Source organism: Paraburkholderia sp. 22099 (assembly GCF_052045835.1).
Lineage (GTDB): Bacteria > Pseudomonadota > Gammaproteobacteria > Burkholderiales > Burkholderiaceae > Paraburkholderia > Paraburkholderia terricola.
In genome coordinates this window covers 33,163-56,231 of the sequence record NZ_JBQEPU010000035.1, presented here as the reverse complement: position 1 = coordinate 56,231, position 23,069 = coordinate 33,163, and the positions used below count along the sequence as shown (strand labels likewise).

At 62.8% G+C, this 23,069-nt stretch carries 20 protein-coding genes; 13 read left to right on the top strand and 7 right to left on the bottom strand.

The genetic code is table 11. The features are described 5' to 3' along the window. Positions 1-114: 114 nt before the first annotated feature. Positions 115-573 (top strand): hypothetical protein, encoded by a 459-nt coding sequence (locus ACTJLC_RS26675; protein ID WP_310135305.1) that lies wholly within the window; start codon positions 115-117, stop codon positions 571-573. Between the two features lie 187 nt (positions 574-760). On the opposite strand, the gene ACTJLC_RS26670 is transcribed toward ACTJLC_RS26675, so the two are convergent. Further along, on the bottom strand, positions 761-1,144 hold the full coding sequence (locus ACTJLC_RS26670) for a hypothetical protein (protein WP_114163691.1): 384 nt from the start codon (positions 1,142-1,144) through the stop codon (positions 761-763). Positions 1,145-1,361: 217 nt separating this feature from the next. Next, a complete protein-coding gene (locus tag ACTJLC_RS26665) occupies positions 1,362-1,637 on the bottom strand; it encodes a hypothetical protein (protein WP_154871920.1) in 276 nt (91 codons plus the stop codon). Between the two features lie 101 nt (positions 1,638-1,738). Between ACTJLC_RS26665 and ACTJLC_RS26660 the strand changes: the two genes are divergently transcribed. Beyond that, a complete protein-coding gene (locus ACTJLC_RS26660) occupies positions 1,739-3,673 on the top strand; it encodes an SMP-30/gluconolactonase/LRE family protein (RefSeq protein ID WP_310135303.1) in 1,935 nt (644 codons plus the stop codon). Between the two features lie 258 nt (positions 3,674-3,931). Here the strand turns inward: ACTJLC_RS26660 and ACTJLC_RS26655 are convergent, their stop codons facing one another. Both ACTJLC_RS26655 and ACTJLC_RS26650 read right to left on the bottom strand, forming a co-directional pair. Beyond that, positions 3,932-4,711 carry a substrate-binding domain-containing protein gene (locus tag ACTJLC_RS26655; protein ID WP_310135301.1) on the bottom strand — a complete coding sequence of 260 codons (780 nt, stop codon included), beginning with the start codon at positions 4,709-4,711 and terminating at the stop codon, positions 3,932-3,934. A 45-nt stretch (positions 4,712-4,756) separates the two neighbouring features. Beyond that, positions 4,757-6,055, bottom strand: a complete 1,299-nt coding sequence (locus ACTJLC_RS26650; RefSeq protein WP_310135300.1) for an MFS transporter — start codon at positions 6,053-6,055, stop codon at positions 4,757-4,759. A gap of 239 nt (positions 6,056-6,294) precedes the next feature. On the opposite strand from ACTJLC_RS26650, the gene ACTJLC_RS26645 reads away from it, so the two are divergent. The 5 genes from ACTJLC_RS26645 to ACTJLC_RS26625 all read left to right on the top strand — a co-directional run bounded on the left by ACTJLC_RS26645 (position 6,295) and on the right by ACTJLC_RS26625 (position 12,874). After that, on the top strand, positions 6,295-6,696 hold the full coding sequence (locus ACTJLC_RS26645) for a DUF2946 domain-containing protein (RefSeq protein WP_310135297.1): 402 nt from the start codon (positions 6,295-6,297) through the stop codon (positions 6,694-6,696). 82 nt (positions 6,697-6,778) lie between these two features. Next, positions 6,779-9,229, top strand: a complete 2,451-nt coding sequence (locus tag ACTJLC_RS26640; RefSeq protein WP_374709898.1) for a TonB-dependent receptor — start codon at positions 6,779-6,781, stop codon at positions 9,227-9,229. Between the two features lie 71 nt (positions 9,230-9,300). Further along, complete coding sequence (locus ACTJLC_RS26635) at positions 9,301-10,830, top strand: PepSY-associated TM helix domain-containing protein (protein WP_310318993.1); 1,530 nt, start codon at positions 9,301-9,303, stop codon at positions 10,828-10,830. A gap of 86 nt (positions 10,831-10,916) precedes the next feature. Next, positions 10,917-11,711, top strand: coding sequence for a DeoR/GlpR family DNA-binding transcription regulator (locus ACTJLC_RS26630; protein ID WP_310135293.1), 795 nt, complete (start codon positions 10,917-10,919; stop codon positions 11,709-11,711). After that, complete coding sequence (locus ACTJLC_RS26625) at positions 11,708-12,874, top strand: MFS transporter (RefSeq protein WP_310135291.1); 1,167 nt, start codon at positions 11,708-11,710, stop codon at positions 12,872-12,874. Before ACTJLC_RS26630 ends, ACTJLC_RS26625 begins: the two co-directional genes overlap by 4 nt. A 3-nt stretch (positions 12,875-12,877) precedes the next feature. Here ACTJLC_RS26625 and ACTJLC_RS26620 read toward each other — a convergent pair whose 3' ends face one another. Beyond that, positions 12,878-14,794, bottom strand: coding sequence for an SMP-30/gluconolaconase/LRE-like region family protein (locus ACTJLC_RS26620; RefSeq protein ID WP_310135290.1), 1,917 nt, complete (start codon positions 14,792-14,794; stop codon positions 12,878-12,880). A 759-nt stretch (positions 14,795-15,553) separates the two neighbouring features. On the opposite strand from ACTJLC_RS26620, the gene ACTJLC_RS26615 reads away from it, so the two are divergent. The 6 genes from ACTJLC_RS26615 (at position 15,554) to ACTJLC_RS26590 (ending at position 21,163) form a co-directional block, all read left to right on the top strand. Continuing rightward, positions 15,554-15,904, top strand: a complete 351-nt coding sequence (locus ACTJLC_RS26615) for a DUF4148 domain-containing protein (protein WP_073432088.1) — start codon at positions 15,554-15,556, stop codon at positions 15,902-15,904. 115 nt (positions 15,905-16,019) lie between these two features. Further along, entirely contained in the window at positions 16,020-16,814 is a 795-nt protein-coding gene (locus tag ACTJLC_RS26610; RefSeq protein ID WP_310135288.1) for an alpha/beta hydrolase, read from the top strand. Between the two features lie 345 nt (positions 16,815-17,159). Beyond that, a complete protein-coding gene (locus tag ACTJLC_RS26605) occupies positions 17,160-19,358 on the top strand; it encodes a TonB-dependent receptor (protein ID WP_310135287.1) in 2,199 nt (732 codons plus the stop codon). A 26-nt stretch (positions 19,359-19,384) separates the two neighbouring features. Continuing rightward, positions 19,385-20,032: a MotA/TolQ/ExbB proton channel family protein gene (locus ACTJLC_RS26600; protein ID WP_073432085.1), complete on the top strand. Its 648-nt coding sequence runs from the start codon at positions 19,385-19,387 to the stop codon at positions 20,030-20,032. Further along, entirely contained in the window at positions 20,029-20,427 is a 399-nt protein-coding gene (locus tag ACTJLC_RS26595) for an ExbD/TolR family protein (protein ID WP_073432084.1), read from the top strand. The genes ACTJLC_RS26600 and ACTJLC_RS26595 overlap by 4 nt, the downstream gene beginning before the upstream one ends. After that, a complete protein-coding gene (locus ACTJLC_RS26590) occupies positions 20,420-21,163 on the top strand; it encodes an energy transducer TonB (RefSeq protein WP_310135286.1) in 744 nt (247 codons plus the stop codon). The genes ACTJLC_RS26595 and ACTJLC_RS26590 overlap by 8 nt, the downstream gene beginning before the upstream one ends. Before the next feature lie 30 nt (positions 21,164-21,193). On the opposite strand, the gene ACTJLC_RS26585 is transcribed toward ACTJLC_RS26590, so the two are convergent. Further along, positions 21,194-22,045, bottom strand: a complete 852-nt coding sequence (locus tag ACTJLC_RS26585; protein WP_073432082.1) for a carbohydrate ABC transporter permease — start codon at positions 22,043-22,045, stop codon at positions 21,194-21,196. Positions 22,046-22,054: 9 nt separating this feature from the next. After that, entirely contained in the window at positions 22,055-23,038 is a 984-nt protein-coding gene (locus tag ACTJLC_RS26580; protein ID WP_310135285.1) for a carbohydrate ABC transporter permease, read from the bottom strand. Positions 23,039-23,069 lie beyond the last annotated feature (31 nt).

The following is a 23,069-nucleotide window of genomic DNA, read 5'->3' as shown; positions in this document are numbered from 1 at the left end:
CGGTTCTGGTGCGCGCAGGAGCGCAAGTGCGTGTAAATTCGAATCCAGTGGCCTCCGACCCGCCACGGCGTCTTCCAATCGGTCGCCATCGGAGTGAGTCTTACAGGAGCCGATATGAACACGAAGCACAACAAAAAAGAACATCTGGAAGCCGCGGCGTCACATCACGAGAAGGCGGCACGATATCACCGCGAGGCGTCGCGGCATTTCGAGGCCGGTAAAGACTATGCCCACGCCGCACACCAGTCGATGATGGCCTACGGCCACACCTTGTACGCGATCGATCAGGCACACGAGGCCGGTGCACACAGCGCCACTACGCCGCCGATAACGCCTGCATCGACCGGCTCTGACAAAAACAATGAAGTTGCGGCAAAACATCACGCAACGGCAGCAGAGCTTCACGACCAGGCGGCACTGCATATGCGTCATGCCGTCAAGCTCTTCGATCAGAACCGTAGCGCAGTCGCCCACGACGCGCAGCTAGCGCTCTCGCTTGCACTGCGTGCCTTGTCCCATGGCAACGAAGCAGCCCGACTATTTGTGAAACTCGCTGCCGTCGAAGCTTCATGAGTGATGTGTCTGGCCGAGTGTTTCAGCGTGGGGCGGTTCCATTGGTGTCGCTTATTGAACGTACCGAAGGCTGAACCGCTACCTTCACGGCACCCGCGCCGGACAGCACCAGGTTGTCGGCGGATCTACGGTCGCGCCAGCCGTAAAGATCCGCGCACGGCTGAATCCAGCGTTCCACTCACTCGGGCTAGGCCTTTCGGTCCAGCCAGTCTGCCGCAATGGACTTCGCATGAGCGACGGCCTCCTGCGCATCAAGGAACACACCGAGCTGTTCCCAATTCTCCTCGGTCGCGTAAGTCCCCTTCATACCGAGTGCTCTTTGTATGCGCAACTGCGCCGAGTACCTGCCGTCCTCCAGTGGTCGAGCAGTTGCAATCACTTTGTGCGGAAGACCAGATCTCTCCGGTTGAACCAACTCAACAGGACCGCCCGGCACGGCAATGTCCTTCAACTCGTTTCTCACCTTGCAGTCTGGGCAATAGAAGCACCACCCCTCGTTCTCGTGAATGGAGCCGACCTGCCCGCGGGCCAGCACGGCGCGACATTCAACGTTTTCGCAGATGAACGGCATAGCAGTCTCCTGAGTTGTTTGCGAGAAATCCTAGCATGACCGCCCTCGCCCAACCATCGGCATTGTTGCCGTGCCTGTTCTGCGCGCTCGAGGTTGAACGTCACCCTTACTCACTCCCCAAGGAAAACCCTCAGCCGCGGGTCGGCTTGATCGCGGTACGCGGCCACAACGTCGCCATGATCGGGGCATCGGTCGGAGCGGAGCCGCCCGGTCGCGATCACGATCGTCCTCCACGCGTTTGACTGCCCTGTTCCAGCATGGCGCTCTTCACTGCAAGTGCAACGTAAGCAACCGGGGTTAAAGACTGTTTCGCGCTGCTCTCAGTGGCAGGGCTGCTCATCTCAACCGGATGGCATCCGCTGTGGTCGCTGATAACGACGGCCTGCGCACAGGCATATTGGCAGACGCGCTCGGCGGCGGTAGCAGATAGCGGCGGCGCATAACCCATGCGGCGAGCTTGTAAAGGCGCGATGAGTTGCATATGTTCATACATGAGTCACCTGTCTATGCGACCGTGCAAGCGCCCGCGGGGTCTCGCCCATTCCTCGGAGTCGATCCAAGTGAATGATCGCCACCTTTCGGAGAGCATCGGCCATGGTCGAGCAGAAACGGATTCGTGCTGTGTTCCTCGCCCTGGCGATCGCCGCGTTTGCACCAGCCTGTCAGGCGCAAAACACCACAGACTGGCTGGCGAACACCTATGGCACCCTCGCCGGCCACGTGGGCAACACTGCGCGTGCCATGTGGGTCGCGCCCGAAGGAGTGATCTATACGGCCTCCATGTGGGACGAGTACGAGGGCGGCGTCGCCATCTACCAGAACGGCCGCGCCGCCGGCTCGATCGGGACTCACGGTGAGTTTCAGGGCAGCGCCATTACCGGAAACGCCGCTTCGATTTTCGCGGCGCTGCAGTACAGCAGCGCCTACGGAAGCGGCGCGGTGGGACGCTACAACCGCACCACCAGGACCCGCGATCTTTTGATTCAGGTCAGTGCGTTGAGCAACCAGCCTCGGGTCGATGTCGTCACCGGACTCGCCACCGCCGGTTCGCTGCTCTATGCGAGCGACTTCTTTGGCAATCGCGTCCGGGTCTTCACCACCGACGGTGTGTGGAAGCGCGACATCAACGTCGCGAGTCCGGGCGCGCTCGCCCTGGATGGCGCGGGCAACGTCTGGGTTGCACAGAAGAAGACGGGCACGATCGTCGAGTTCAGTCCAACCGGCGCCCTGCTGAATACCATCCAGATGCCTGTCGACTCGCAGCCATCGGCGCTCTATTCCGATGCGTCAACGGGGCAACTCATGGTCGGCGACGAGGGCCCTGACATGAATATCAAGCGCTACAAGCTCTCGGGCACGCCCACATTGGCCGGTACATTCGGCATTCAGGGCGGTTATCTCGACACCACGACGGGAATCAAAGGCCAGGTCGGCGCGAAGCGCTTCACCCGCGTCACGGGCATCGGCAAGGACACCGCCGGCAACCTCTACGTGCTCAACAACCCGTGGGGAGGAAGCTGGGACCTCGGCCGCGACGGCGGCACCGACATTCACGCGTATGGCGCCGCCGGCAACTTGCAGTGGACGCTTCAGTCCCTGAACTTCGAGGGCGTCGCCGCGCCGGACCCGGCCACCGATGGCGCGTTGTTCTATGGCGGCACCAGCATTCACGCCGGCACCGCAGGCGGCACCTTCGTCGCGAATACCGTCGATCCGTTCGCCTATCCGTCGGACCCGCGCGTCAACTTCAACGATCGCGCACGGGATGAGCACTTCGGTCAACTTGCCAGCGTGGGCGGCAACCGGATTCTCGTGGTGTCCAGCCAGAATCCCGATACGTTCTACTTCTTCCACTTCAACGCTGCGAATGGCTACATCGCGATACCGGACGCCACCCTTCCCGGTACGGCGTTCAATACGACCGCACCGGTCAGAAACGGATTCTGCATCGACAGCAAGGGGGGCGTGTGGGCCGGTCTGGACAGGACCGGTTATATCTACCACTATCCCTTGACCCGCTTCGACGCCAGCGGCAAGCCAGCATGGGGCGCCGGTATCCCGGTCCGCATTCCCGCCAGCATCCAGCCGTTGACGCGCATCATCTACCTGGCGGACAGCGACACCATGATTCTCGGACAGGGCATCGTGGGGAGCACGGACTGGACGTCGATCGGCACGCGGATCGAGGTGTATCACGGCTGGGGCGCGGGCAACACCACCGCGCCGAACCCGGTGATCAACCTCGCTAACGCCGGCGCCAAGTCGATTGCCGCGGCCGGCAACCATCTCTTCGTCGGCTACTGGTTCGGCGGCAGCGGGCCGGCCAGGCCGAACATCGACGCCTTTAACCTCGCTACCGGCAACCTCGACGCCACACTGATCAACACCAGTAGCAGTACCGTGGACGCCAGCAGCGCCCTCGATTCGATGTACGGCGTGAGGGCCTATCTTCGATCGACGGGCGAGTACGTAGTCACGAAGAACAACGTCAAGGGTTCCAGCATCACCGTTTATCGCTGGACGCCGTGATCGTGCGCTCAGTCCAGTCCATGAGAGAGGCCCCGGCGCGGATTGGCACTTGTGCTAAGCAGAGCGGGTACGAATCGGATTTTCTACACCGTCGTGGAACCGCGCAATAGAACTTCCGCTTCGAGCGAATGAAGCGCTCGAGACCGAGGACTTTTGCCGGGTCCGCTCTCGCCTGAAGAACGCCTTGTGCCTGGCGCATCAGCCAGAAGAACCTTCGATCAGCCCGTCGACCTGCCGGGCTGAATCGTTGCCTGGGTCTCAATGCGTGGCGACGGAATCGAGCCCGGTCGATGTCACCTCCGGCTGCACGGCGGGCGACGCCAGATAGTCAAGCAGCGCTTTCGCCTCCCTCGGATGCTGCGCGCCGACCGGTATGCCCGCGGCAAAGCGCGTGACGGACTGCATCGACTCCGGAATCTTGCCGACGTACGCCGCGCCCTTCACCGGCAGCAGCTCGCTCACCTGCTGAAAACCCACTTCGTAGTCGCCGGTCGCAACCACGGACGCCACCGGAATCTTCGGGATCATCCTCGCCCTGGTTTTCACCTGTTCCTCGATGCCGAGCCGCTTGAACAACTCGCGCTCGACATAGACGCCGCTCGCGCTATCCGAGTACGCGATCGACCGGGCATGCAGCAAGGTTTCCTTGAGCGCGGCCTCGGACGCGATGTCGGGCTTCGGCGCGCCGTCGCGCACGACCATGCCGATGCGCGAATCCGCGAGTTCGACGCGCGAATCGGGCATCACCTTGCCCTGCTTGATCAGGTCGTCGAGTGCATAGCCGACCATGATCACCACGTCGGCAGGCTCGCCGCGCTGAAGACGGTTCGGAATGGCCTCCGGCGACTTGCCCATCGACGGACCGAGCGCGGTATCGAGCGTGTTGCCGGTCGACGCCGCGAACTTCGGGCCGAGCAGCTTGTAGGCGGCGGTAAAGCCGCCCGAGGTCATCACGTGCAGATCGGCGGCCTGCACATTCGCCGCGGCGGCGCTGCCGAGCAGTGCCGCCGCGCAGAGTTTCAGAAGGATGGATTTCATGGTCGAAGGAATGTCAGTCTGAAATTCGAAGCGCGCAGCGATGCTTCAGGAAGCGGCAGGCAGCGGAACGGCACGGCGCCGATACAGTGCCAGCGTGGCGCCGAGCCCGCACACCGCGGCGAAGCTCATCCAGTAGCCGGGCGCGGCCTTGTCGCCCGTCGTGTGAATGAGCGCGGTCGAGATGACGGGCGTGAACCCGCCGAAGACCGCCGTCGCGAGGCTGTAGGCCAGCGAGAATCCCGCGACACGCACTTCGACCGGCATCACTTCGGTGAGCGCGACGATCATTGCGCCGTTGTACATGCCGTACATGAACGAAAGCCAGAGCAGCACGAGCAGCATGTTGACGAAGCTCGGCGCGTGAGCCAGCAGCGATAGCGCGGGGTAGGCGGTCGCAATCGCCAGGACCGTCATGCCGAACAGGAGCGGACGGCGTCCGATCCGGTCCGACAACGCGCCGCCGACCGGCAGCCAGATGAAGTTGGAGATCCCCACGCACAGCGTGACGAGCAGGCTGTCGGCGGTGCTCAGATGCAGGACCGTCTTGCCGAAGGTCGGCGCATACACCGTGATCAGATAGAAGCTCGTGGTGGTCATCGCGACCAGCAGCATGCCGGCGATCACGACATTCCAGTGCTGCACGAGCGTGGCGAAAACCTCCTTCATGCCCGGGCGATGCTGGCGCTGTTTGAATTCCCGCGTTTCCTCGAGATTGCGCCGAAGAACGAAGATGAAAGGCACGATCATGCAGCCGACGAAGAACGGCACGCGCCATCCCCACGCGGCGATCGCCGCCGTGTCCAGCCACTGGTTGAGCGCGAAGCCGAGTGCCGCTGCCACCACGATCGCCACTTGCTGGCTGGCGGACTGCCAGCTCGTGAAGAACCCCTTGCGGCCGGGCGTCGCCATCTCGGCGAGATAGACCGACACGCCGCCCAATTCCGCACCCGCCGAGAAGCCTTGCAGCAGACGGCCGATCAGCACCAGGGCCGGCGCAACGAGTCCGATCGTTGCATAGCCCGGCACGAACGCGATCAGAATGGTGCCGCTCGCCATGATCGACAGCGTGAGGATCAGGCCCTTGCGACGGCCGACATCGTCGATATACGCGCCGAGGATGATCGCGCCGAGAGGCCGCATCAGGAAGCCCGCGCCGAAGACCGCGAAGGTCATCATCAGCGAAGCGAACTCGCTCCCCGCCGGGAAAAAGACCGCGGCAATCTGCGTGGCATAGAAGCCGAACAGGAAGAAATCGAACTGCTCCAGGAAGTTGCCCGCCGTCACGCGAAGTACGGCGGAGGCCTTCGATTGCCCGGGGGCCAGGGAGGTTGAGGGGGAATGCATCGAGACGTCTCCAGAAATTTTGAGCTTGCGGTGCTCGGCGGATTGTTGTTTGTCGAATACTCGCCCGAACGCCGCGAAACGATAAGTGCTATTTTTGGAACGATTGATGTGTGGTGGTTATCAGTGGCGGCGAGGCGATGCACGAGATCCTGTCCGCCTTTCGGCCCGCATGACGAGGATCGCGCGGCAAAATCCGGCCCGGCGATGCTAGAATCGCCGGCGTCTTTATCCTCTCCATCATGACTTCACGCTCCCGCCACCACCTGACCGCATGGCTTGGCCTGATCGCCATGTGGCTCGTCGTGTTCGCGCCGGTCGTGAGTCAGATGCTGGCGTCGAGCCGTGTGCATGAGCCCCTTGCGGCGCTCTGTTCGGCGCTTCAGCCGCGCGGGCCGAGCGAGGCGAGCGCGATCGCTCAGGCCGGCCCCGCGCCGGTCAGTCTCAGCCACGCCGACGCCTTCGGCGCGTGCGGCTACTGCCATCTGCTCGAACATCACGTCGCGATGCCGGTTGTTGCCGCCGTCGATCTGCCGGCGCCGCTCGCGCTTGCCGGCACCGCGCCGCCCACCCTCTCCACCCGTTTCACGCCGCTCGGCGCGTTTCCGTCCGGACGTCCCCGAGACCCGCCTGTCGTTTCCTGATCGCCGTTGTTCCTGATCGCGTATTCGTCGCGTCCGTCGAGGGTGCGCGCGATCGCCTGTTCAATGCATCGAGGAAACGTTCATGTTCAAGCTCGTTCTGCGAAGGCTGTGCCTTCGCGCTCGCCGTTGCGCGTCCGCGCGGCGTTCGCCGCGGTCTAGGCTCGCACACTTTTCGGCGCATCCTTTGGTTCAGTTGCCCGCTTGTTTGGCGCGGTGTTGGCCCGCCGGCGCGACCGTCTGTCTACCCGGCTGTTTATCCGTCTTCGTTCCGGCGTTGGTGCCGGCATTCATCCCGTCGCCGGCTCATGCGGAGAACGCAATCGCGGACGCCACGCTGCCGGCAGTCAGCGTCAGCGCGAATGCGGCCGGCACGCCGCGCGCCGTGGACCCGAATCTGCCGGCCTCTGTCGAGACGGTGACCCGCGAACAGTTCGACAACTGGAACGTCGTCAACACCGAGGACGTGCTGAAGTACATGCCGAACCTTGCGGTGCGCAAGCGCTTCATCGGCGACCTGAATGCGATCATCGCCGTGCGCGGCACGAGCAACACGCAGAGCGCGCGCGGTCTCGTCTATGCGGACGGTCTGCTGCTCAGCAATCTGCTGGGCAGCAGCTTTTCGTTTCCGCCGCGCTGGTCGATGGTGTCGCCCGACGAGATCCAGCAGGTCGACGTGATCTACGGGCCGTTTTCCGCGCTGTATCCGGGCAATTCGCTCGGCGCCACGGTGCTCATCAGCACGCGGATGCCGAAAAAATTCGAAGCCGACGCGGACCTCAAAGCCTTCACCCAGCACTTCAGCCTGTTCGGCGTGAATCAGAACTTCAACGGCAGCGAAGCGAGTGCGTCGATCGGCGACCGGATCGGCAAGTTCTCGTATCGGCTCGGCGTGAACCACCTGGACAACACCAGCCAGCCGCTGCAATTCACCACGCTCGCCAAATCGACCACGCCCGCGAAAGCCGGCGACACTCCGGTGAGCGGCGCGCACTTCTACAACAACCAGACCAATACGCCGACCGCGGTGCTCGGCGTGAACGGCGAAGGCATCGAGCACACCGTGCAGGACCAGTTCAGGCTGAAGATGCAATACGACTTCACGCCGACGCTGCAAGCCGGCTTCACGCTCGGCTACTGGCATCAAACGTATAACAGCGCGACGTCGAGCTTCCTGCGCGACACGAACGGCAACCCCGTGTACAGCGGCAAGGTTGCGATCGACGGCTACGAATACACGATTCCCGCCGCCGCATTCGCCCCGAGCCTCGGCCATAGCGAGAACTGGCTCTACGGCGTGTCGCTGAAAACGCGCAACGCCACGGGCTGGAACGGCGAGGCGATCGCTTCCTACTACGACATCGGCAACAGCGTGGCGCGCACCGCGAGTTCGGGTGCGCCGGGCAACGGCCCCGGCACGATGATGCTCGGCGACGGCACGGGCTGGAAAACGCTCGATCTGCGCACCACTTACACGCCCGCGCTGACCCAAGCCGGGCTCGCGAATCACGCGCTGAGTTTCGGCTATCACTACGACAACTACTTCCTCGACAACGAGAGCTACAACACGCTCAACTGGCGCGACGGCGCGGCCACGTCGTTTGCCAACGTATTCGCGGGCAAGACGCAAACCCAGGCGCTGTACGCGCAGGACGCCTGGCGTTTTCTGCCGCGCTGGAAGCTCGTGTACGGCGTGCGGTATGAAGACTGGCAAGCCTATGGCGGTTCTCAGGCATTGCCCGGCAAAAGGCTTGCATACGGCGATGCAAGCCAGCAGCATTTCTCGCCGAAAGCGTCGCTCTCGTTCGATGTCAGCGACGACCTGAGCGTGCGCGCGTCCATCGGCCGCGCTTATCGGTTTCCGACTGTCAGCGAGTTGTTCCAGGGGCAAATCAACGGCGCCTCGATCGTCAATAACAACCCGAACCTGAAGCCCGAAGACGATCTTTCGAAAGAACTGAGCGCCGAATGGGCGCACTGGAATGGCGTATTCCGCTTCTCGCTGTTTCAGGACGACGTGAAGAACACGATCTTCAGTCAGACCGATACCACCGTGATTCCCAGCGTGACGAACTTCCAGAACATCGGCAAGGTGCGCTCGCGCGGCGTGGAAACCAGCTACTCGGGAGAGGACGTGTTCGTGCGCGGCCTCGATCTGCTGGCGAGCGTGGCCTATACGCAATCGAAGATCATCGCCAACGCGCAAAACCCGGCCACGGTCGGCAAGTACTTCTATCGCATTCCGCTGTGGCGCGTGAATCTCGCGGCGACTTATCACATCGACGAACGCGCGGCGCTCACGCTCGCCGCGCGCTATTCGGGCCGCCAGTACAACACGCTCACCAATACCGACACGAATCCCGACGTGTTCGGCGGCACGAGTTCGTACACGGTGGCCGATGCGAAGTTCACCTTCAAGCCGACGAAGCTGAGTGAAATCGGCATCGGCGTCGACAACCTGTTCGACGCCCGCTACTTCGTTTATCACCCGTATCCGGGCCGCACGTTCTACGTCGAGGCGAAGCTGCGCATGTGAACGCGATGCGCTGCCACGCGTAGGCGCCGGGCGCGAACCGATTGACCCATTTTTCGTTTCAGGAAGATTCCATGTCGACCACGACCACTCAACGCACGGCTGCGCTCACCGGCATGCCGAATGCAGGCTATCGCACGCTGTGGCGCTGGCATTTCTATGCAGGGCTCTTCGTGATGCCGTTTCTGATCGTGCTTGCGATCACCGGCACGCTGTATTGCTTTCAGCCGCAAATCGAGCCGCTGCTTTATCCGCACCGGCTGATCGTCGAACCGCAAGCGACAGGCAGGCTCGGCGAAGACACGTTGCTTGCCAAGGCCCGCGCGGCGATGCCGCGAGGCGCGGCTGCCGTGACCGCCGTGATTGCGAGCGCGCCGGATCGCAGCGCCGAATTCGTGTTCCGTCTGCCTGACGGCGAAAAACAGAGCGTCTATCTGAATCCGTACAGCGGCGAGGTGCTGGGCACGCTGAGCGTCGAGCATCGCTTCATGCAAGTCGACCGGATGCTGCATCGCAAGCTGTTGCTCGGCAAACCCGGCGAACTGCTGATGGAACTGGCCGCATGCTGGACACTGGTGATGATCGGCACCGGCGTCGCACTCTGGTGGCCACGCGAGAAAACCAGCTTACGCGCCGCGTTGACGCCGAGCTTCGCGCTAAAGGGCCGCGCGCTGTGGAAGAACATCCACGCGGTGATGGGCATCTGGCTCGCGCTCGGCGCGCTGGCGTTCGTATTGACGGGGCTGCCGTGGTCGGGTTCGTGGGGCAAGCAGTTCAAGGCGCTCGCGAGCGCGGCGAATCTGGGCGCGCCGCCGGGATCGTGGGGCGGCTTGCCGTTGCGCTCGGTATTGCCGGGCGCGCGAGGCGAGCGGACCTCCGTCGGCGATACGTTCGCCGCGGCGCAATCCGCGCATGCGTCACCTGCAGAACACAGCGAGCACGAAGCCCACGCATCGAACGCGGACTCGATGCCGGGCATGGTGATGGACGATCTGCCCTTGCCGCTTACGCCGTGGGCGGTCGGCAACACGCCGGTGCCGTCTTCCGTCGATGCGCATGCTCACGCGTCCGAGGCGCTGCCGCTTGGGCGCATCGTCGCGCTGACGGCATCGCTCGGCGTGACCGATGGCTACAACATCGCGCTGCCCGCATCGCCAACGGGCGTCTACACCGTCTCGTACTTTCCGGCCGATCCTAAACAGGAGCGCACCCTGTACATCGACCAATACAGCGGCGCGGTGCTGAAGGACATTCGCTATGGCGATTACGGCGCGGTGTCCAAGGCGGTGTCGTATGGCACGTCGCTGCATATGGGCCGTTACTTCGGCGTCGCGAATCAGATTCTTTGCGCCGCGATTTCGCTCGGACTCGCGGGCATGGCCGTAACCGGCTGCGTGATGTGGTGGAAGCGGCGGCCGCAACGCGCGCTCGGCGCGCCGTCGCGCGAACGGGCCGCGCCGCCGATGCGCGGCTGGAAAGCCGCGCTTGTCCTGCTCGGCATCGTCTTTCCGTTGATGGGCGCGACGCTCGTCGCCGTGTGGCTCGCCGATCGGGCATTTTTCGGGCGGACTTCGCGGCGTGATCCGGACGCACAGCCTTCCTGAGCTATCGCGGCGTCGTTGCATAGTTTGATCGTTTACGATATATTTTGCTCGATTACGAGCGATTTCAAATCGAGCAAGGCGGAGACATGCAACGAACACGACAGGAAGCAATGGAAGGGCTTCTGCCCGAGCAGCGCGAGCAGTTGATCCTGGAGCGGCTGCGCGCGCAAGGGCGCGTGCTCGCCTCGTCGCTCGCGGCGGAATTGCAGACTTCCGAACACACGGTGCGCCGTCATTTGCGCGACCTCGCCGAGCAGGGGCATTGCAAGCGCGTCTACGGCGGCGCCCTGCTCCTCTCGCCGGGCGGCGAGCCGGCGGCGGTTCGCATGCGGCAAGCAATGGGCCGCAAGGCATGCCTCGCTGCCGCCGCGGCGTCGATCGTCCGGCCGAAACAGATCATCGTGCTTGACACCGGCTCCACCAACGTCGCCATCGCCGCCGCGCTTCCCGACCACGCGGACCTGACCGTCGTCACGAATTCGCCCGAGGCTTGCGCGCGCTTGCTGAACCGGCCGGGAATCGAGGTGATCCTGATCGGCGGACGCATCGCCAGGAACGTGGCCGGCTCGGTCGGCTCGACCGCCTTGCTGCAAATCCAGCAGATCAAGGCCGACCTTTGCTTTCTCGGCGCGTGTGCGCTCGATCCCGATGAAGGCGTCGCCGCCTTCGACGCCGAGGAAGCCGAAATCAAACGTGCAATGGTGAAAGCGAGCGGCCAGATCGCCATCGCGATGACCTCGGAGAAGCTGATGACCACGGCGCCATTCGCGGTCGCGGCGGCATCGGCCGTCGATTATCTGTTTGTCGAAGCCGACGTGCCTGCCGAGCGGCTTGCGAGATTCGAAGCCGTGTGCGACAACGTGACGGTGGCTCGGTCATGACGTCACACCTCGCATCGAGTATCAAGCCGTTGAAAGAGCGCATTGCGACCATCGGCGTGTTTCTCGCCAACGGATTCGGGATCGGCGCGTGGGCCGTCGAAGTGCCGCGCATCAAGGAAAGCCTCGCGCTCAGCGACACCGCGTTGGGCATCGCGTTGTTCGCCTTTGCACTGGGCGCCATCGTCGCCATGCCGCTCGCGGGGCAACTCGCGCCGCGCTTCGGCAGCGGCCGGGCTACCGCGCTGCTCGGCGCGGCGTTCGTCGTCGCGCTGCCGCTGCCCGCGTTCGCGCCGGGCATGGCGGCGTTATGCATTGTGCTGTTCATATTGGGCGCGGCGAACGGCGCGCTCGACGTCTCGATGAACGGACACGCCAGCACCATCGAAACACAGTGGCGCTCGCCGATCATGTCGTCGTTTCACGCGGCATGGAGCGCGGGCGGGCTGCTCGGCGCGGCGACCGGCGCGCTGCTTCAGAAAGGCGGCGTCGGCGTGATCGGCGGTCTGCTGTTGCCGGGTGTTGTCATCGGTATCGTGATCGTCGCCGCCGCGCTGCTCGCGCTACGCGATCTCGGTCCGCGCGCGGCTGCGTCTTCGAGCGGATTCGCGTGGCCGAGCGGCGGCGTGATGAAACTCGCGATGCTCGCGTTTCTGTGCATGCTGGTGGAAGGCGCGGTGGCCGACTGGAGCGCGGTGTACCTTCGCTCGACGTTGAACCAGGAGGCGAGCGTCGCTGCGGTCGGCTATTCCGCGTTCGCATTGTCAATGGCGGCTTGCCGCATTGTCGGCGACGTGTCCGTGCGCCGCTTCGGCTCCAGCAAGGTCGTGGCGTTGGGCGGCCTGATTGCGGTGGCCGGGCTCGCGCTCGTGCTCAGCTTGCCAACGGTACTCACCGCTTGCGTGGGCTTCGCGATGGTCGGCATCGGCCTCGCGAATATCGTTCCGGTTATTTTCAGCGCGGCGGGCCGCTCGACCGACACGCCGGCGATCGGCGTGTCGATGGCGGCCACCGCGGGCTATGCGGGCTTCCTCATCGGGCCGCCGTTGATCGGGCTCGGCGCCGGCTGGCTCGGCTTGCGCCTCGCGCTGTGCGTGCTCGTGCTGGCCGCCGCGATCGTCTGCCTGCTGGGCGGCAGGGCGGTGCGCGGCGTGCGGCTCGCGTGAACGTCAGGGCGTCCAGCGATAAACGATCAAACTCGAACCGTTGTAGTTGTCTTTCGTGATCACGTATTCGCCCGCCGCTCGCTGATAGGCACGCAGACCGTACATCGAATCCACGTCGTTGCCGACATCCAGCGTACCGGGACTCGAATTGGTGAGCGTGGCGTCGAGGTGGCCCGTGGTGAGGTTGAAGGCGTCGATGTTCGGCACGGTGTGCACGTAGCCGACGAACAGATAATTGCCGGCCGCCGTAATCGACTTCGGATTGGCGCTGGTGAGCGTAATCACCGGATTGGGGTTCGTCCTGTTGCCCGCGCTCCAGCCGTGATACACCTCGATTCTCGAATCTATCGCGGTCCAGTCCCAACTCCCCGCAATCCCTTGCGCGAGGATCATGGTGTCGGTCTCGGGCATGTAGATGATGCGCGTGAGCGGCCGGATGCTCTGCGGAATGGAAGTGGTGGTGCCCGGTCCCCACGCCGGTTTTCCCTCGCCGTTGAAACCGGTCAGCGGGTAGTGATAGATCTGGTTCGTTCTATCCAGACCGGCCCATACGTCTCCCCTACTGTCGAGGCAGAATCCGCCTGTGACCTGCCGGGTCGTATTGAACGCGGCGCCCGGAATGGATGCGTCCGGTATGGCGATGTAGCCGCTCGCCGGATTGAAATGATAGAAGTTGAACGCGCCGGGATTCTGGCCGGAGGCCACGAGAATCCGGTTCCCGCCAACGTTGACGAGCTGACCGAAGTGCTGGCCGCGCTGCGTGTCGCTCGTGCTCAGGCGCGGGTCGGACGGATACGTGAACGGATCGACCGTATTCGCGACGAAGGTGCCGCCCGCGGTGCCCGTATAAATGTTCATGCCGCTATAGAAGTAGGCGCCGTCCGTCGCGGGGTCCGGCGCGGCGACCGCCTCGAAGTTCAGCGCCTGCAGCTTCCATTGCAGAATGCCGGCGCTGTTGTACATGTGAATGTCGGTGGAGCCGTTGCGGCCCAGGTCCCAGCCTCCGCCCCACGGATTGTTGAGCACATACAGGTTGCCGGCGGAATCCCTGCCGATGCCGACGACGCGCGTGAAGCGCTTGTCGCCCACCTGGCCTTTGATGCCGGTCGTGGTGTCGAGATAGCCGCCTTGAACGCCGAACGTGCCGGCCAGCGTCGGCGCGCCCGCAATGTTGTAGAGCTTGATGTTCATGTCCGGGCCCTGGTCGCCGACCATGAGTTGCCCGGACAACGCATCGAAATACAGCGCGGAGGGCCGCGATGCGGCGGACATCTGGATGGTGTTCAGCGGCGCGCCGGCCGCGCTGTATTCGGCGATCACGCCGGCGCTCTTGCGGGCGACCCAGAGATTGCCCGCGCCATCCACGGCGAGCGCGCCCGGACCCGAGACGCTGATGTCGCGCTGCCATACGCCGTCCGTCGTATAGACGCGCACACGATTGCTGAAGAAGTCGCTCGCATAAAGCAGCGAGCCCGCGGTCGCGAGACCGGTGATGACATCGCCGCGAGGAAGCGCGTCCCACACGCTGACATGAATGACGAGATCGCGGGTTCGAGTCGCGCGGTTGTATCGCACGACCGAACCGGTGCCGTCCGGCGTACCGTACTGCAACGCAGTGAAGATCGACGTGGCATTGCCCGTGATGGCCCCGCCCTGAAACTCGCTGTTGATGCCCATCGAGCCGATGCTCTTGCCGTTCTGGTAGATCGCGACGCCGCCCTCGTTTTCGTCCCACAGGGAAGCCGTATAGATGACGCCCTCGGGCGCGACCCACATCGAGCGTGCGCCGTTGCCCACGTGAGCGGCCAGGGTGCCGTAGGTGTTCGCCAGCCAGTCGGTTGCGTATTGCGCCTGACAGAGAGACGCGATCATCGCAATCACCGCGCCGAGGAACACCGCGCGCATTCGTTTATGGACCATGAGTGATGCTCTCCCGACGGGCGCCCGTTCGATAGTGAATGAATCGGAGACGTGAAATGTTAAATGCAATTGTTAAATAGGCTTTTTCAAAAACGGCTATTGAGCTTTAAGCCTCTTTACTATTTTATTGGCCTAAATTCGCAAATAATTCAGAAATAATTCCCGCCCGCTTCTGACTCGGCAAAGTCGATGCAATGGCCGGCATTCGCGGGGCTGCCATGGTTTGCCGTGGGCGTTCGGAATGGCCGCCAATGCGATGCGCATACTGCGTAGCGCCTCCGCCAATGTCCGCTGGAATGCCGTCACAGCAGCGACACACGCGCCCCGCGAAGTCGCGCGCGCCTTGCTCCGGCGGGCGCCGTGCTCAGCGCCCACTCGTTCCTGCAAGCGAAAAATTCGGCCTGGTGGAAAAAATTTGGAATAAGCGGCAAACCGGCGTGTTTGCCCCTACACAGACGGCGAAAAACAACTCGCCGCCAGTGATGAGACAAGCATCAATGCGTGACTCCATCACTAACCATCGCTGTTGGTAACAAGCAAAGATGTATTTCCCGATGACATAGCGAGGCGCTTTCAATACGCCGATGCTTAGTCACGCCTGTGAAAAGGGAATGCCGAATTGCTAGCCGAGGCAATTCGACTTATATCGGCTGGCACAACCGGACACACCTCGTGCAGTACAGCAGCAAGTCAAGCATCACTACTTTTCGGGGCAACCATTGCCCTTCATTTCATTACGTTGAACAAGGAATACTCATCATGAAAAACGCTCTGATCTGTTTCGCTCTCGCCGCCGGCACCCTCGCTGCTCCGGTTCTCAGCTTCGCACAATCGAACGCGCCGTTGACACGTGCCGAAGTTCGCGCCGACCTGGTGCGCGTCGAGCAGGCAGGCTACAACCCGTCCGTCGCCGACGACGCTACCTACCCCGCCGACATCCAGGCAGCCGAGGCCAGGATCGCCGCGCAGGACGGGCCGCAAACCGGATCGCGGGCGTATGGCGGCGTGGCGCAGAACGGCAGTTCGTCGTCCGGTGCGTCCACGCGCATGTCGATGAATTCCAACTGCGTGGGACCGGTGAGCTATTGCAATGTCTTCTTCGGTAGCTGAACGGCTTGCATGACGCGCCGCTTCGTCTCTCATAGGCGAAGCATGCCCGCCACGCGTTCCGCTATTGATCCCTTTCCTCTCGAAACTTTTTCTCGCCTATCAAAAGGAGTTAGTCATGAAACTGATGCCCGTCGCCGCTGCCGTCCTGTCATTGTCCGCCTGTGTTTTTGCCTCGACCGCCGCCACGGCGCAGGAGGTCAAAGCGCAAAGCGCTCCCGTCCACAACATTGTTCTCGTACACGGCGCGTGGGTGGACGGCTCGGGCTGGAAGCCGGTCTACGACAGACTGACGAAAGACGGCTATCACGTCACCGTCGTGCAGGAGCCGCTGACCTCGCTCGAAGACGACGTCGCCGCCACGAAGCGGGTTCTCGATCAGCAGAACGGTCCCACGATTCTCGTCGCCCATAGTTACGGCGGCTCGGTGATCACCGAGGCCGGCGTACACCCGAACGTCGTCGGCCTGGTGTATGTGGCCGCCCATGCGCCGGCTGTCGGCGAGGACGAGAGCACACTCGGCAAGGGCATGCCGAGCTATACGTCGAAGCAGCCGGGCGCGATCATGAAAACGGACGACGGCTACACCTATCTGAACCCCGCGGCTTTCCCGAAGGATTTCGCCGCCGACCTGCCGCTCAAGGAAGCTCGGTTCGAGTCGCATGCGCAGATGCTGACCGCCGCGAAAGTCTTCTCGACGCCGATGACGGTCGCCGCGTGGACCAGCAAGCCGAGTTGGGGCATCGTCGCCGCGGACGACAAGATCATCAACCCCGACCTCGAACGCTGGTACTACGCGCGCGCGCATAGTCACACGACGGTGCTCGCCGGCGCGAGTCACTCGGTGTATGAATCGCGGCCGAAGGAAGTCGTCGCGGTTATCGAGGACGCCGCGAAGCACGCGCAACCGTAACCGGTCCCACGCGTGATTATTCGAGTCGACTCCAGCAGCTCACTCACGCTCGCCAGCCCCGTCCCTATGCCGTGATGCCTGGCGGTCCCTTCTCATGCAAGCTCATGCGCGGATTTCAAAGATCCGCCGCTTGCATTGGGGCGACGCGTTTTCCGCTCGCCGTCATCGCCTCACGCTCCCTCCGCATGCACATCATCGAATTGTCATTTTCTTTTCTGAGTGCAATGATATAACATTCTCGGCACGCAGGGAAAGTGGCAAATCGCCGCCATCCACCTGAGCTAACAAGAACATCTCCGACGAAAGACACCCTCACCCAGTCGCCAACATTCAAACAAAATAACGATGAAGAACCGCACGCGCGTCTCGCACGCAGCCTTGCTGCTATCCGCTTTTGCCGCTCATGCCCACGCCGCGCCGACCGACCGCCCGGCAACCGGCGCTGCCGTCGATGCATCCGGCAAGCCGGTCAGCAACGCCACGGCAAGCACGGCAAACACCGATAGCGCCGCAAACAATGTGACCAGCAGCGACACGCTCGACGTTCAGGTGAACGCGAAGCGGCTCGATCGGGCCCGCAACGGCCTATCGCCGGAAACCGGCAGCAGCGTGTATCGCTTCAGTCAGGCCGACATCGATGCGCTGCCCGCGGGGCAGGACACGCCGCTGAATCAGGTGCTGTTGCAGGCACCCGGCGTGGCCGCCGATTCGTATGGACAGTTGCACGTGCGCGGAGACCATGCGGATCTGCAATACCGCATCAACGGCATCATCATTCCCGAGCCGATTAGCGGCTTCGGGCAAACGCTCGACACGCGCATCATCGATCAGGTGAACCTGCTGACCGGCGCGTTGCCCGCGCAGTATGGCTACCGTACGGCCGGCGTGGTGGACATTCGCACGAAGACGGGCGATGCGGGCAACGGCGGGTCCATCGGCGTATTCGGCGGCAGCCACCAGGCCCTCAAGACCAGCGCCGACGTGTTCGGCAGTCAGGGGCCGTTCAGCTACTACTTCAGCGGATCGCTCGGCGTCAACAACCTCGGCATCGAGAATCCGACCGCGAGCGCCAATGCATTGCACGATCACACACGCCAGGGCGACGCATTCGGCTATATGTCGTACATCATCAACCCGCTTACCCGGTTGAGCGTGATGTTCGGCACCACCAGCAATCAGTTTGAAATTCCCAATACGCCAGGCTTGCAGACGAACTTCACGCTCAACGGCAATAACACCTTCGATTCGAGCCGGTTGAACGAAACGCAATCGGAGCTGAACAACTTTGCGGTCGTGGCGCTTCAGGGCACCAATGGCGGCGCACTCGACTATCAGGTCGCGCTCTTTACACGCTACACGCGAACGCAATTCAATCCCGATCCGGTTGGCGATCTGCTATTCAATGGCGTGGCATCGAAGGACTTTCACAGCAACTCGGCTAACGGCGCGCAACTGGACACCACCTGGCGGCTGAACGACAAGCATACGATCCGCTCCGGCATACTCTTCCAGCAGGAGCACGCGGTATTCGACGACAACGTCAACGTCTTCGCGACGGACGCCGACGGCAACCAGGCATCGGACCAGCCCTTCAACATCCACGACTCGAGCAGCAAAACCGGCTACCTGTACAGCGCCTACGTGCAGGACGAATGGAAGATCACCGACAAGCTCACGCTCAACTACGGCCTGCGCTACGACAAGATGGACGAATACGTCAGCGCGAGTCAGTTGAGCCCGCGCATCGGTCTCGTCTATGCGCTGACACCGACCACCACCTTTCACGCCGGTTACGCGCGCTACTTCACGCCGCCTGCGTTCGAACTATTGTCCGGCTCGACCATCGGCCGCTTCAACGGCACGACCAATCAGAGTCCGTCCGCTCAGAACGATCCGGTGCAACCCGAACGCAGCCATTACTTCGATCTGGGCGTGACGCAGCGGCTCGGCTCGAACGTGACCATCGGCCTCGACGCCTACTACAAAAAATCCACCAACCTGCTCGACGAAGGTCAATTCGGCTCCGCTCTCATCTTCACGCCGTTCAACTACCAGTACGGGCGCGTGTACGGACTCGAGTTCACCGCAAACTACAAGCAGGACAATGTGTCCGCCTATCTGAATCTCGCGTATAGCCGCGCGCAGGGCAAACAGATCGACTCGGCGCAATTCAATTTCGATGCAGACGAGCTCGCTTATATCAGCTCTCACTGGGTAAATCTCGACCACGATCAGCGCATCACCGCCTCATTCGGCGGAACCTACGACCTCGGCAGAACCACCTTCACATTCGATGGCCTCGTAGGCAGCGGCTTGCGCAGCGGCTTTGCGAACACCGACCGCCTGCCGGTCTACGCGCAGATCAACCTCGGTGTGATTCAGCACTTCAACCAGCCTATGCTCGGCAAATTCGATGCCCGCCTCGTCGTGGTCAACGCGTTCAATCGCGTCTATGAGTTGCGCGACGGCTCGGGCATCGGCGTCGGCGCGCCGCAATACGGTCCGCATTTCGCCGTCTATGCAGGCGTCACCAAGCATTTCTGAATCCGTCGGCCCATAAGAGATCTGTCATGCAAGATTGGACACATGTTCTGGCGGCGGTACGCGTGGGTGGATGGGTTATCTATCCGCTCACGGTACTCGCCATTCTCGCGGTCACGATCGTCCTCGACCGCTCATACGTGTTCCTGCGTTTTGGTCGCTTGCCGGCTGCGATGCGCGGATCACATGAAATCAGCGCGAGCGGATCGGCCCTCGACTGGTCCAGCAGCTTGAAACACGTCGCCAGCCAAAACGCTTTCAGGCGAATGAACGCGCCGTGGACGCCCGAGCCTGCGGTTCCGCTGTGGCTACGCGAGGCGAAGGCAGAATTGCTCGCCTCGCAAATCGAGCGCGACATGAGCAAGGGCTTCTGGGTATTGGAAACGATCGTCACGGCTGCCCCGCTGCTCGGTTTGCTCGGCACCATCGTCGGCATGATGCATTCGTTCCAGTTGTTCGGCGGTAGCGGGCTCGTCGATCCGGGCGGCGTCACCGGCGGCGTGGCGCAGTCACTGGTCGCGACCGCCATCGGTCTTGTCGTCGCGCTGTTCGCGCTCTTTGCATTCAACTATTTTTCGCGTCGGCTCGAACGTCTGATGGACGAACTCGAATCGTTCGCAAATGCGCGACTCGGCGAAATCCGTCTGGCCGCATCGACGGCGGGAGAACGGTCGTGAAGTTCAAGCGTTCGCGTGCGGCGCGGCGCGGCCGCATCGAAATCATTCCGATGATCGACGTGATGTTCTTTCTGCTGGCGACTTTCATGCTGGCCTCACTGGCGATGCAGCGGCTCGACGCCGTCAAGCTCACGCTTCCCGCCGGCCGCGCGCAGCAAATGGCGGCGCATGAACCGCTAACGATTTCGGTGGATCGGCGCAACGAGGTATTTGTGAATCGTGAGTCGGTGCGCCCGGACCAGATCGAGTCGACGGTCAAGCACCTGCTCCAATCCAACGGAAATGTCGTCATTGCCGCCGACGACGCAGCCGGTCACGGCGTAGTCGTTCAAGCGATGCTGGCGGCACGCCGCGGCGGGGCGGAGCACTTTCTGATCGCGGTGCATCGTGAGTAGCGGAACACGCGTTGCCGTCGCCATCGGCGATGCTCCGAAGGTACGGATCGCGCTAGCGGTCGTGCTGGCGTTCCTGCTCTGGTTTATGTTCCTGCTTGAATTCGGACGCTGGCTGGCCACGCCCAACGCAGCACCGACAGCCGAGGAGCCGTTGGAGATGCGCGTGGTGGAAATCGATCCGCCTGCCGCGACAAGCTCATTGCATCCGGCTCGCGCCGCGCCCGCTCCGGCTGCTTCGCCGAGTCCGCCCCGTCCGCCGAAACCTGTCGAGCCGCCTCGTCGCGCGTTGCAGCAACACGCCGCATCAATCACCAAACCGAATGCGGATACGCGCGCAACGCAAAGCATCGCGCCGCTTCAGCCCGCACCGGTGGCGAGCGAATCGAAAGCCGCGGCCGAGGCGCCGTCTCACACCGTTGAAGGCTCGCAAGAAAAACAAAGCGCCACACCGTCCGCCACCTCATCCAACGATGCAGCCGCGCGCTCCCTCTCGCAACCATTGCCGGAGTTGCCCGACGATTTGCGCGAGCAGGCGTATCAAACCATCGCGACCGCGCGCTTCGTGATTCACGTCGACGGTTCGGTCGACGTCGAACTCATCAAGCCGACGCCCAATCCGCGGCTCAACCAGATTCTGCTTCAGGCGCTTCACAAATGGCGCTACCTGCCGGCGATGCAGGGCGGACATCCGGTCGAAACACGCCAGGACGTCCGTGTGCATTTCAACGTGAGCTAGGCGCCGGTCGCCAACGGAACCATCCCCGCCCTACCCCTTCGTCGCGCCAAACGTCAGCCCCGCCACAAAGTGCTTCTGCATGGCGAAGAACATCGCGACCGAAGGCAACGCGGCGAGAATCGACCCGGCCGATACGAGATTCCAGGCGGTCGTCCATTGGCCCTTCAACGCGGCCACGCCGACCGTGATCGGCGCCGCATCGTCACCTTGCGTCAGGCACAGCGCCCAGAAGTAGTCGTTCCAGACGAACGTGAACACGAGAATCGCTAACGCCGCGAGCGCGGGACGTATCAGCGGCAACACGATCCTGAAGAACACGGTCCACTCGTTCGCGCCCTCGATGCGCGCCGCCTCGACCAGTTCGAATGGCAACTGCTTGATGAAATTGCGCAGAAACAGCGCGCAGAATCCGGTTTGAAACGACACATGAAACAGAATCAACGCGCTGACCGTATTGAACAGTCCCAATTGCAACGATAGATCTCGCACCGGGATCATCAACACCTGCACCGGCACGAAATTCCCCGCGACGAAAGTCGCAAACAAGGTCGAGTTGCCGCGAAACCGGTAGATAGCCAGCGCGAACCCCGCCATCGACGCAAGCGCGATCGAGCCGACGACAGCGGGCACCGTGATCAGCACGCTGTTCCAGAAGTAATGCAGCATCGGCGACGTGGTCAGCGCCTCGCGATAGTTGTCGAACATCGCGAAGTGCTTCGGCCAGCCCCAGTAATTGCCCTCGCTCAGTTCCTCGGTGGAGCGCACGGAGGTGACGAGCACTGCGATCATCGGCAGCAGCCAGATCAGCAATGCGATCGGCAACGTCAGTTTGTACACGCGGCGCGACACCGGCTTCCATTTGTCGATCGAGATCGGAAACATGGCGGCTCCTTATTGCTCGGCGCGCAGCATGCGGCGCAAGTGATAGACGATGTACACCAGCATGATGCCGAACAGCACGACTGCCACCGCGGCCGAATAGCCGATGCGGTAGTACTTGATCGCCTGGTCGTACATGTAATACGCGAGCACGGTCGAACTTTCGAACGGGCCGCCGCCGGTCATCACGGAGATCAGATCGAAGCTGCGCAACGCGCCGATCACCGTGACGACGATCGCCATGAACGTGGTCGGCCGCAATTGCGGCAGGATCACGTGCCACAGCATCGACCAGCCGCGCGCGCCTTCCATGCGCGCGGCCTCGATCTGCTCGGCGTTCAGCGAAGTCAGGCCGGTCAGGTAAAGAATCATGCAATAGGCCGTTTGCGGCCACAGCGCCGCGAACACGATGCCGAAGGTCGCATAGTGGGGATCGCCGAGCACCGGCACGCCGTGGCCGAGAATCAGCGCGAGCAGTCCGAACGTCGGATCGTAAAACCACGAGAAGATCAAACCGACCACCACGCCCGACAACACGAACGGCGCGAAGAACAGCGACTTGACGATGCGTATGCCCGCCACCGCCTGGTTCAGATACAGCGCGACGGCGAGCCCCATCGGCGGCGCGAGCAGGAACAGCAGCAGCCAGATGAGGTTGTTCTTGAGCGCCGTATAGAACGTCTGCGCCTGGAACAATTCCGCATAGTTCGCGAGGCCGACGAAAGACGGCTCGGTCATGCCGTCCCAATTGAAGAAGCTCAAGCGGATGGTCGAGAGAATCGGCCACACCACATAGATCGCCACCATCACGCAGGCCGGCGCGAGAAACAGAAAAGCGGCGCGCCGCTGCCGCCGCGCGGTGGGCGACGGCCCACGCCGGCGCGCGGCGGCAGGCAGCCCGCCGCGTGATGTCCCGCCGGACGAGGGCAGCCCGGCGCCCCCGGAATCGGCAGGGCCGCCAATGGGTTGACGGGTGACGGAATGCGACACGATCATTCTCCCGATCGAACGTGGCGAACGGCGGCCC

Excerpts from the sequence above, each read along its gene's own strand:
- ACTJLC_RS26600 (WP_073432085.1), top strand. The coding sequence starts at position 19,385 with ATGCAAGATTGGACACATGTTCTGGCGGCGGTACGCGTGGGTGGATGG.
- ACTJLC_RS26605 (WP_310135287.1), top strand. The coding sequence starts at position 17,160 with ATGAAGAACCGCACGCGCGTCTCGCACGCAGCCTTGCTGCTATCCGCT.
- ACTJLC_RS26665 (WP_154871920.1), bottom strand. The coding sequence starts at position 1,637 with ATGTATGAACATATGCAACTCATCGCGCCTTTACAAGCTCGCCGCATG.
- ACTJLC_RS26640 (WP_374709898.1), top strand. The coding sequence starts at position 6,779 with ATGTTCAAGCTCGTTCTGCGAAGGCTGTGCCTTCGCGCTCGCCGTTGC.
- ACTJLC_RS26625 (WP_310135291.1), top strand. The coding sequence starts at position 11,708 with ATGACGTCACACCTCGCATCGAGTATCAAGCCGTTGAAAGAGCGCATT.
- ACTJLC_RS26610 (WP_310135288.1), top strand. The coding sequence starts at position 16,020 with ATGAAACTGATGCCCGTCGCCGCTGCCGTCCTGTCATTGTCCGCCTGT.
- ACTJLC_RS26635 (WP_310318993.1), top strand. The coding sequence starts at position 9,301 with ATGTCGACCACGACCACTCAACGCACGGCTGCGCTCACCGGCATGCCG.
- ACTJLC_RS26620 (WP_310135290.1), bottom strand. The coding sequence starts at position 14,794 with ATGGTCCATAAACGAATGCGCGCGGTGTTCCTCGGCGCGGTGATTGCG.
- ACTJLC_RS26675 (WP_310135305.1), top strand. The coding sequence starts at position 115 with ATGAACACGAAGCACAACAAAAAAGAACATCTGGAAGCCGCGGCGTCA.
- ACTJLC_RS26615 (WP_073432088.1), top strand. The coding sequence starts at position 15,554 with ATGAAAAACGCTCTGATCTGTTTCGCTCTCGCCGCCGGCACCCTCGCT.
- ACTJLC_RS26630 (WP_310135293.1), top strand. The coding sequence starts at position 10,917 with ATGCAACGAACACGACAGGAAGCAATGGAAGGGCTTCTGCCCGAGCAG.
- ACTJLC_RS26580 (WP_310135285.1), bottom strand. The coding sequence starts at position 23,038 with ATGATCGTGTCGCATTCCGTCACCCGTCAACCCATTGGCGGCCCTGCC.
- ACTJLC_RS26650 (WP_310135300.1), bottom strand. The coding sequence starts at position 6,055 with ATGCATTCCCCCTCAACCTCCCTGGCCCCCGGGCAATCGAAGGCCTCC.
- ACTJLC_RS26655 (WP_310135301.1), bottom strand. The coding sequence starts at position 4,711 with ATGAAATCCATCCTTCTGAAACTCTGCGCGGCGGCACTGCTCGGCAGC.
- ACTJLC_RS26670 (WP_114163691.1), bottom strand. The coding sequence starts at position 1,144 with ATGCCGTTCATCTGCGAAAACGTTGAATGTCGCGCCGTGCTGGCCCGC.
- ACTJLC_RS26585 (WP_073432082.1), bottom strand. The coding sequence starts at position 22,045 with ATGTTTCCGATCTCGATCGACAAATGGAAGCCGGTGTCGCGCCGCGTG.
- ACTJLC_RS26645 (WP_310135297.1), top strand. The coding sequence starts at position 6,295 with ATGACTTCACGCTCCCGCCACCACCTGACCGCATGGCTTGGCCTGATC.
- ACTJLC_RS26660 (WP_310135303.1), top strand. The coding sequence starts at position 1,739 with ATGGTCGAGCAGAAACGGATTCGTGCTGTGTTCCTCGCCCTGGCGATC.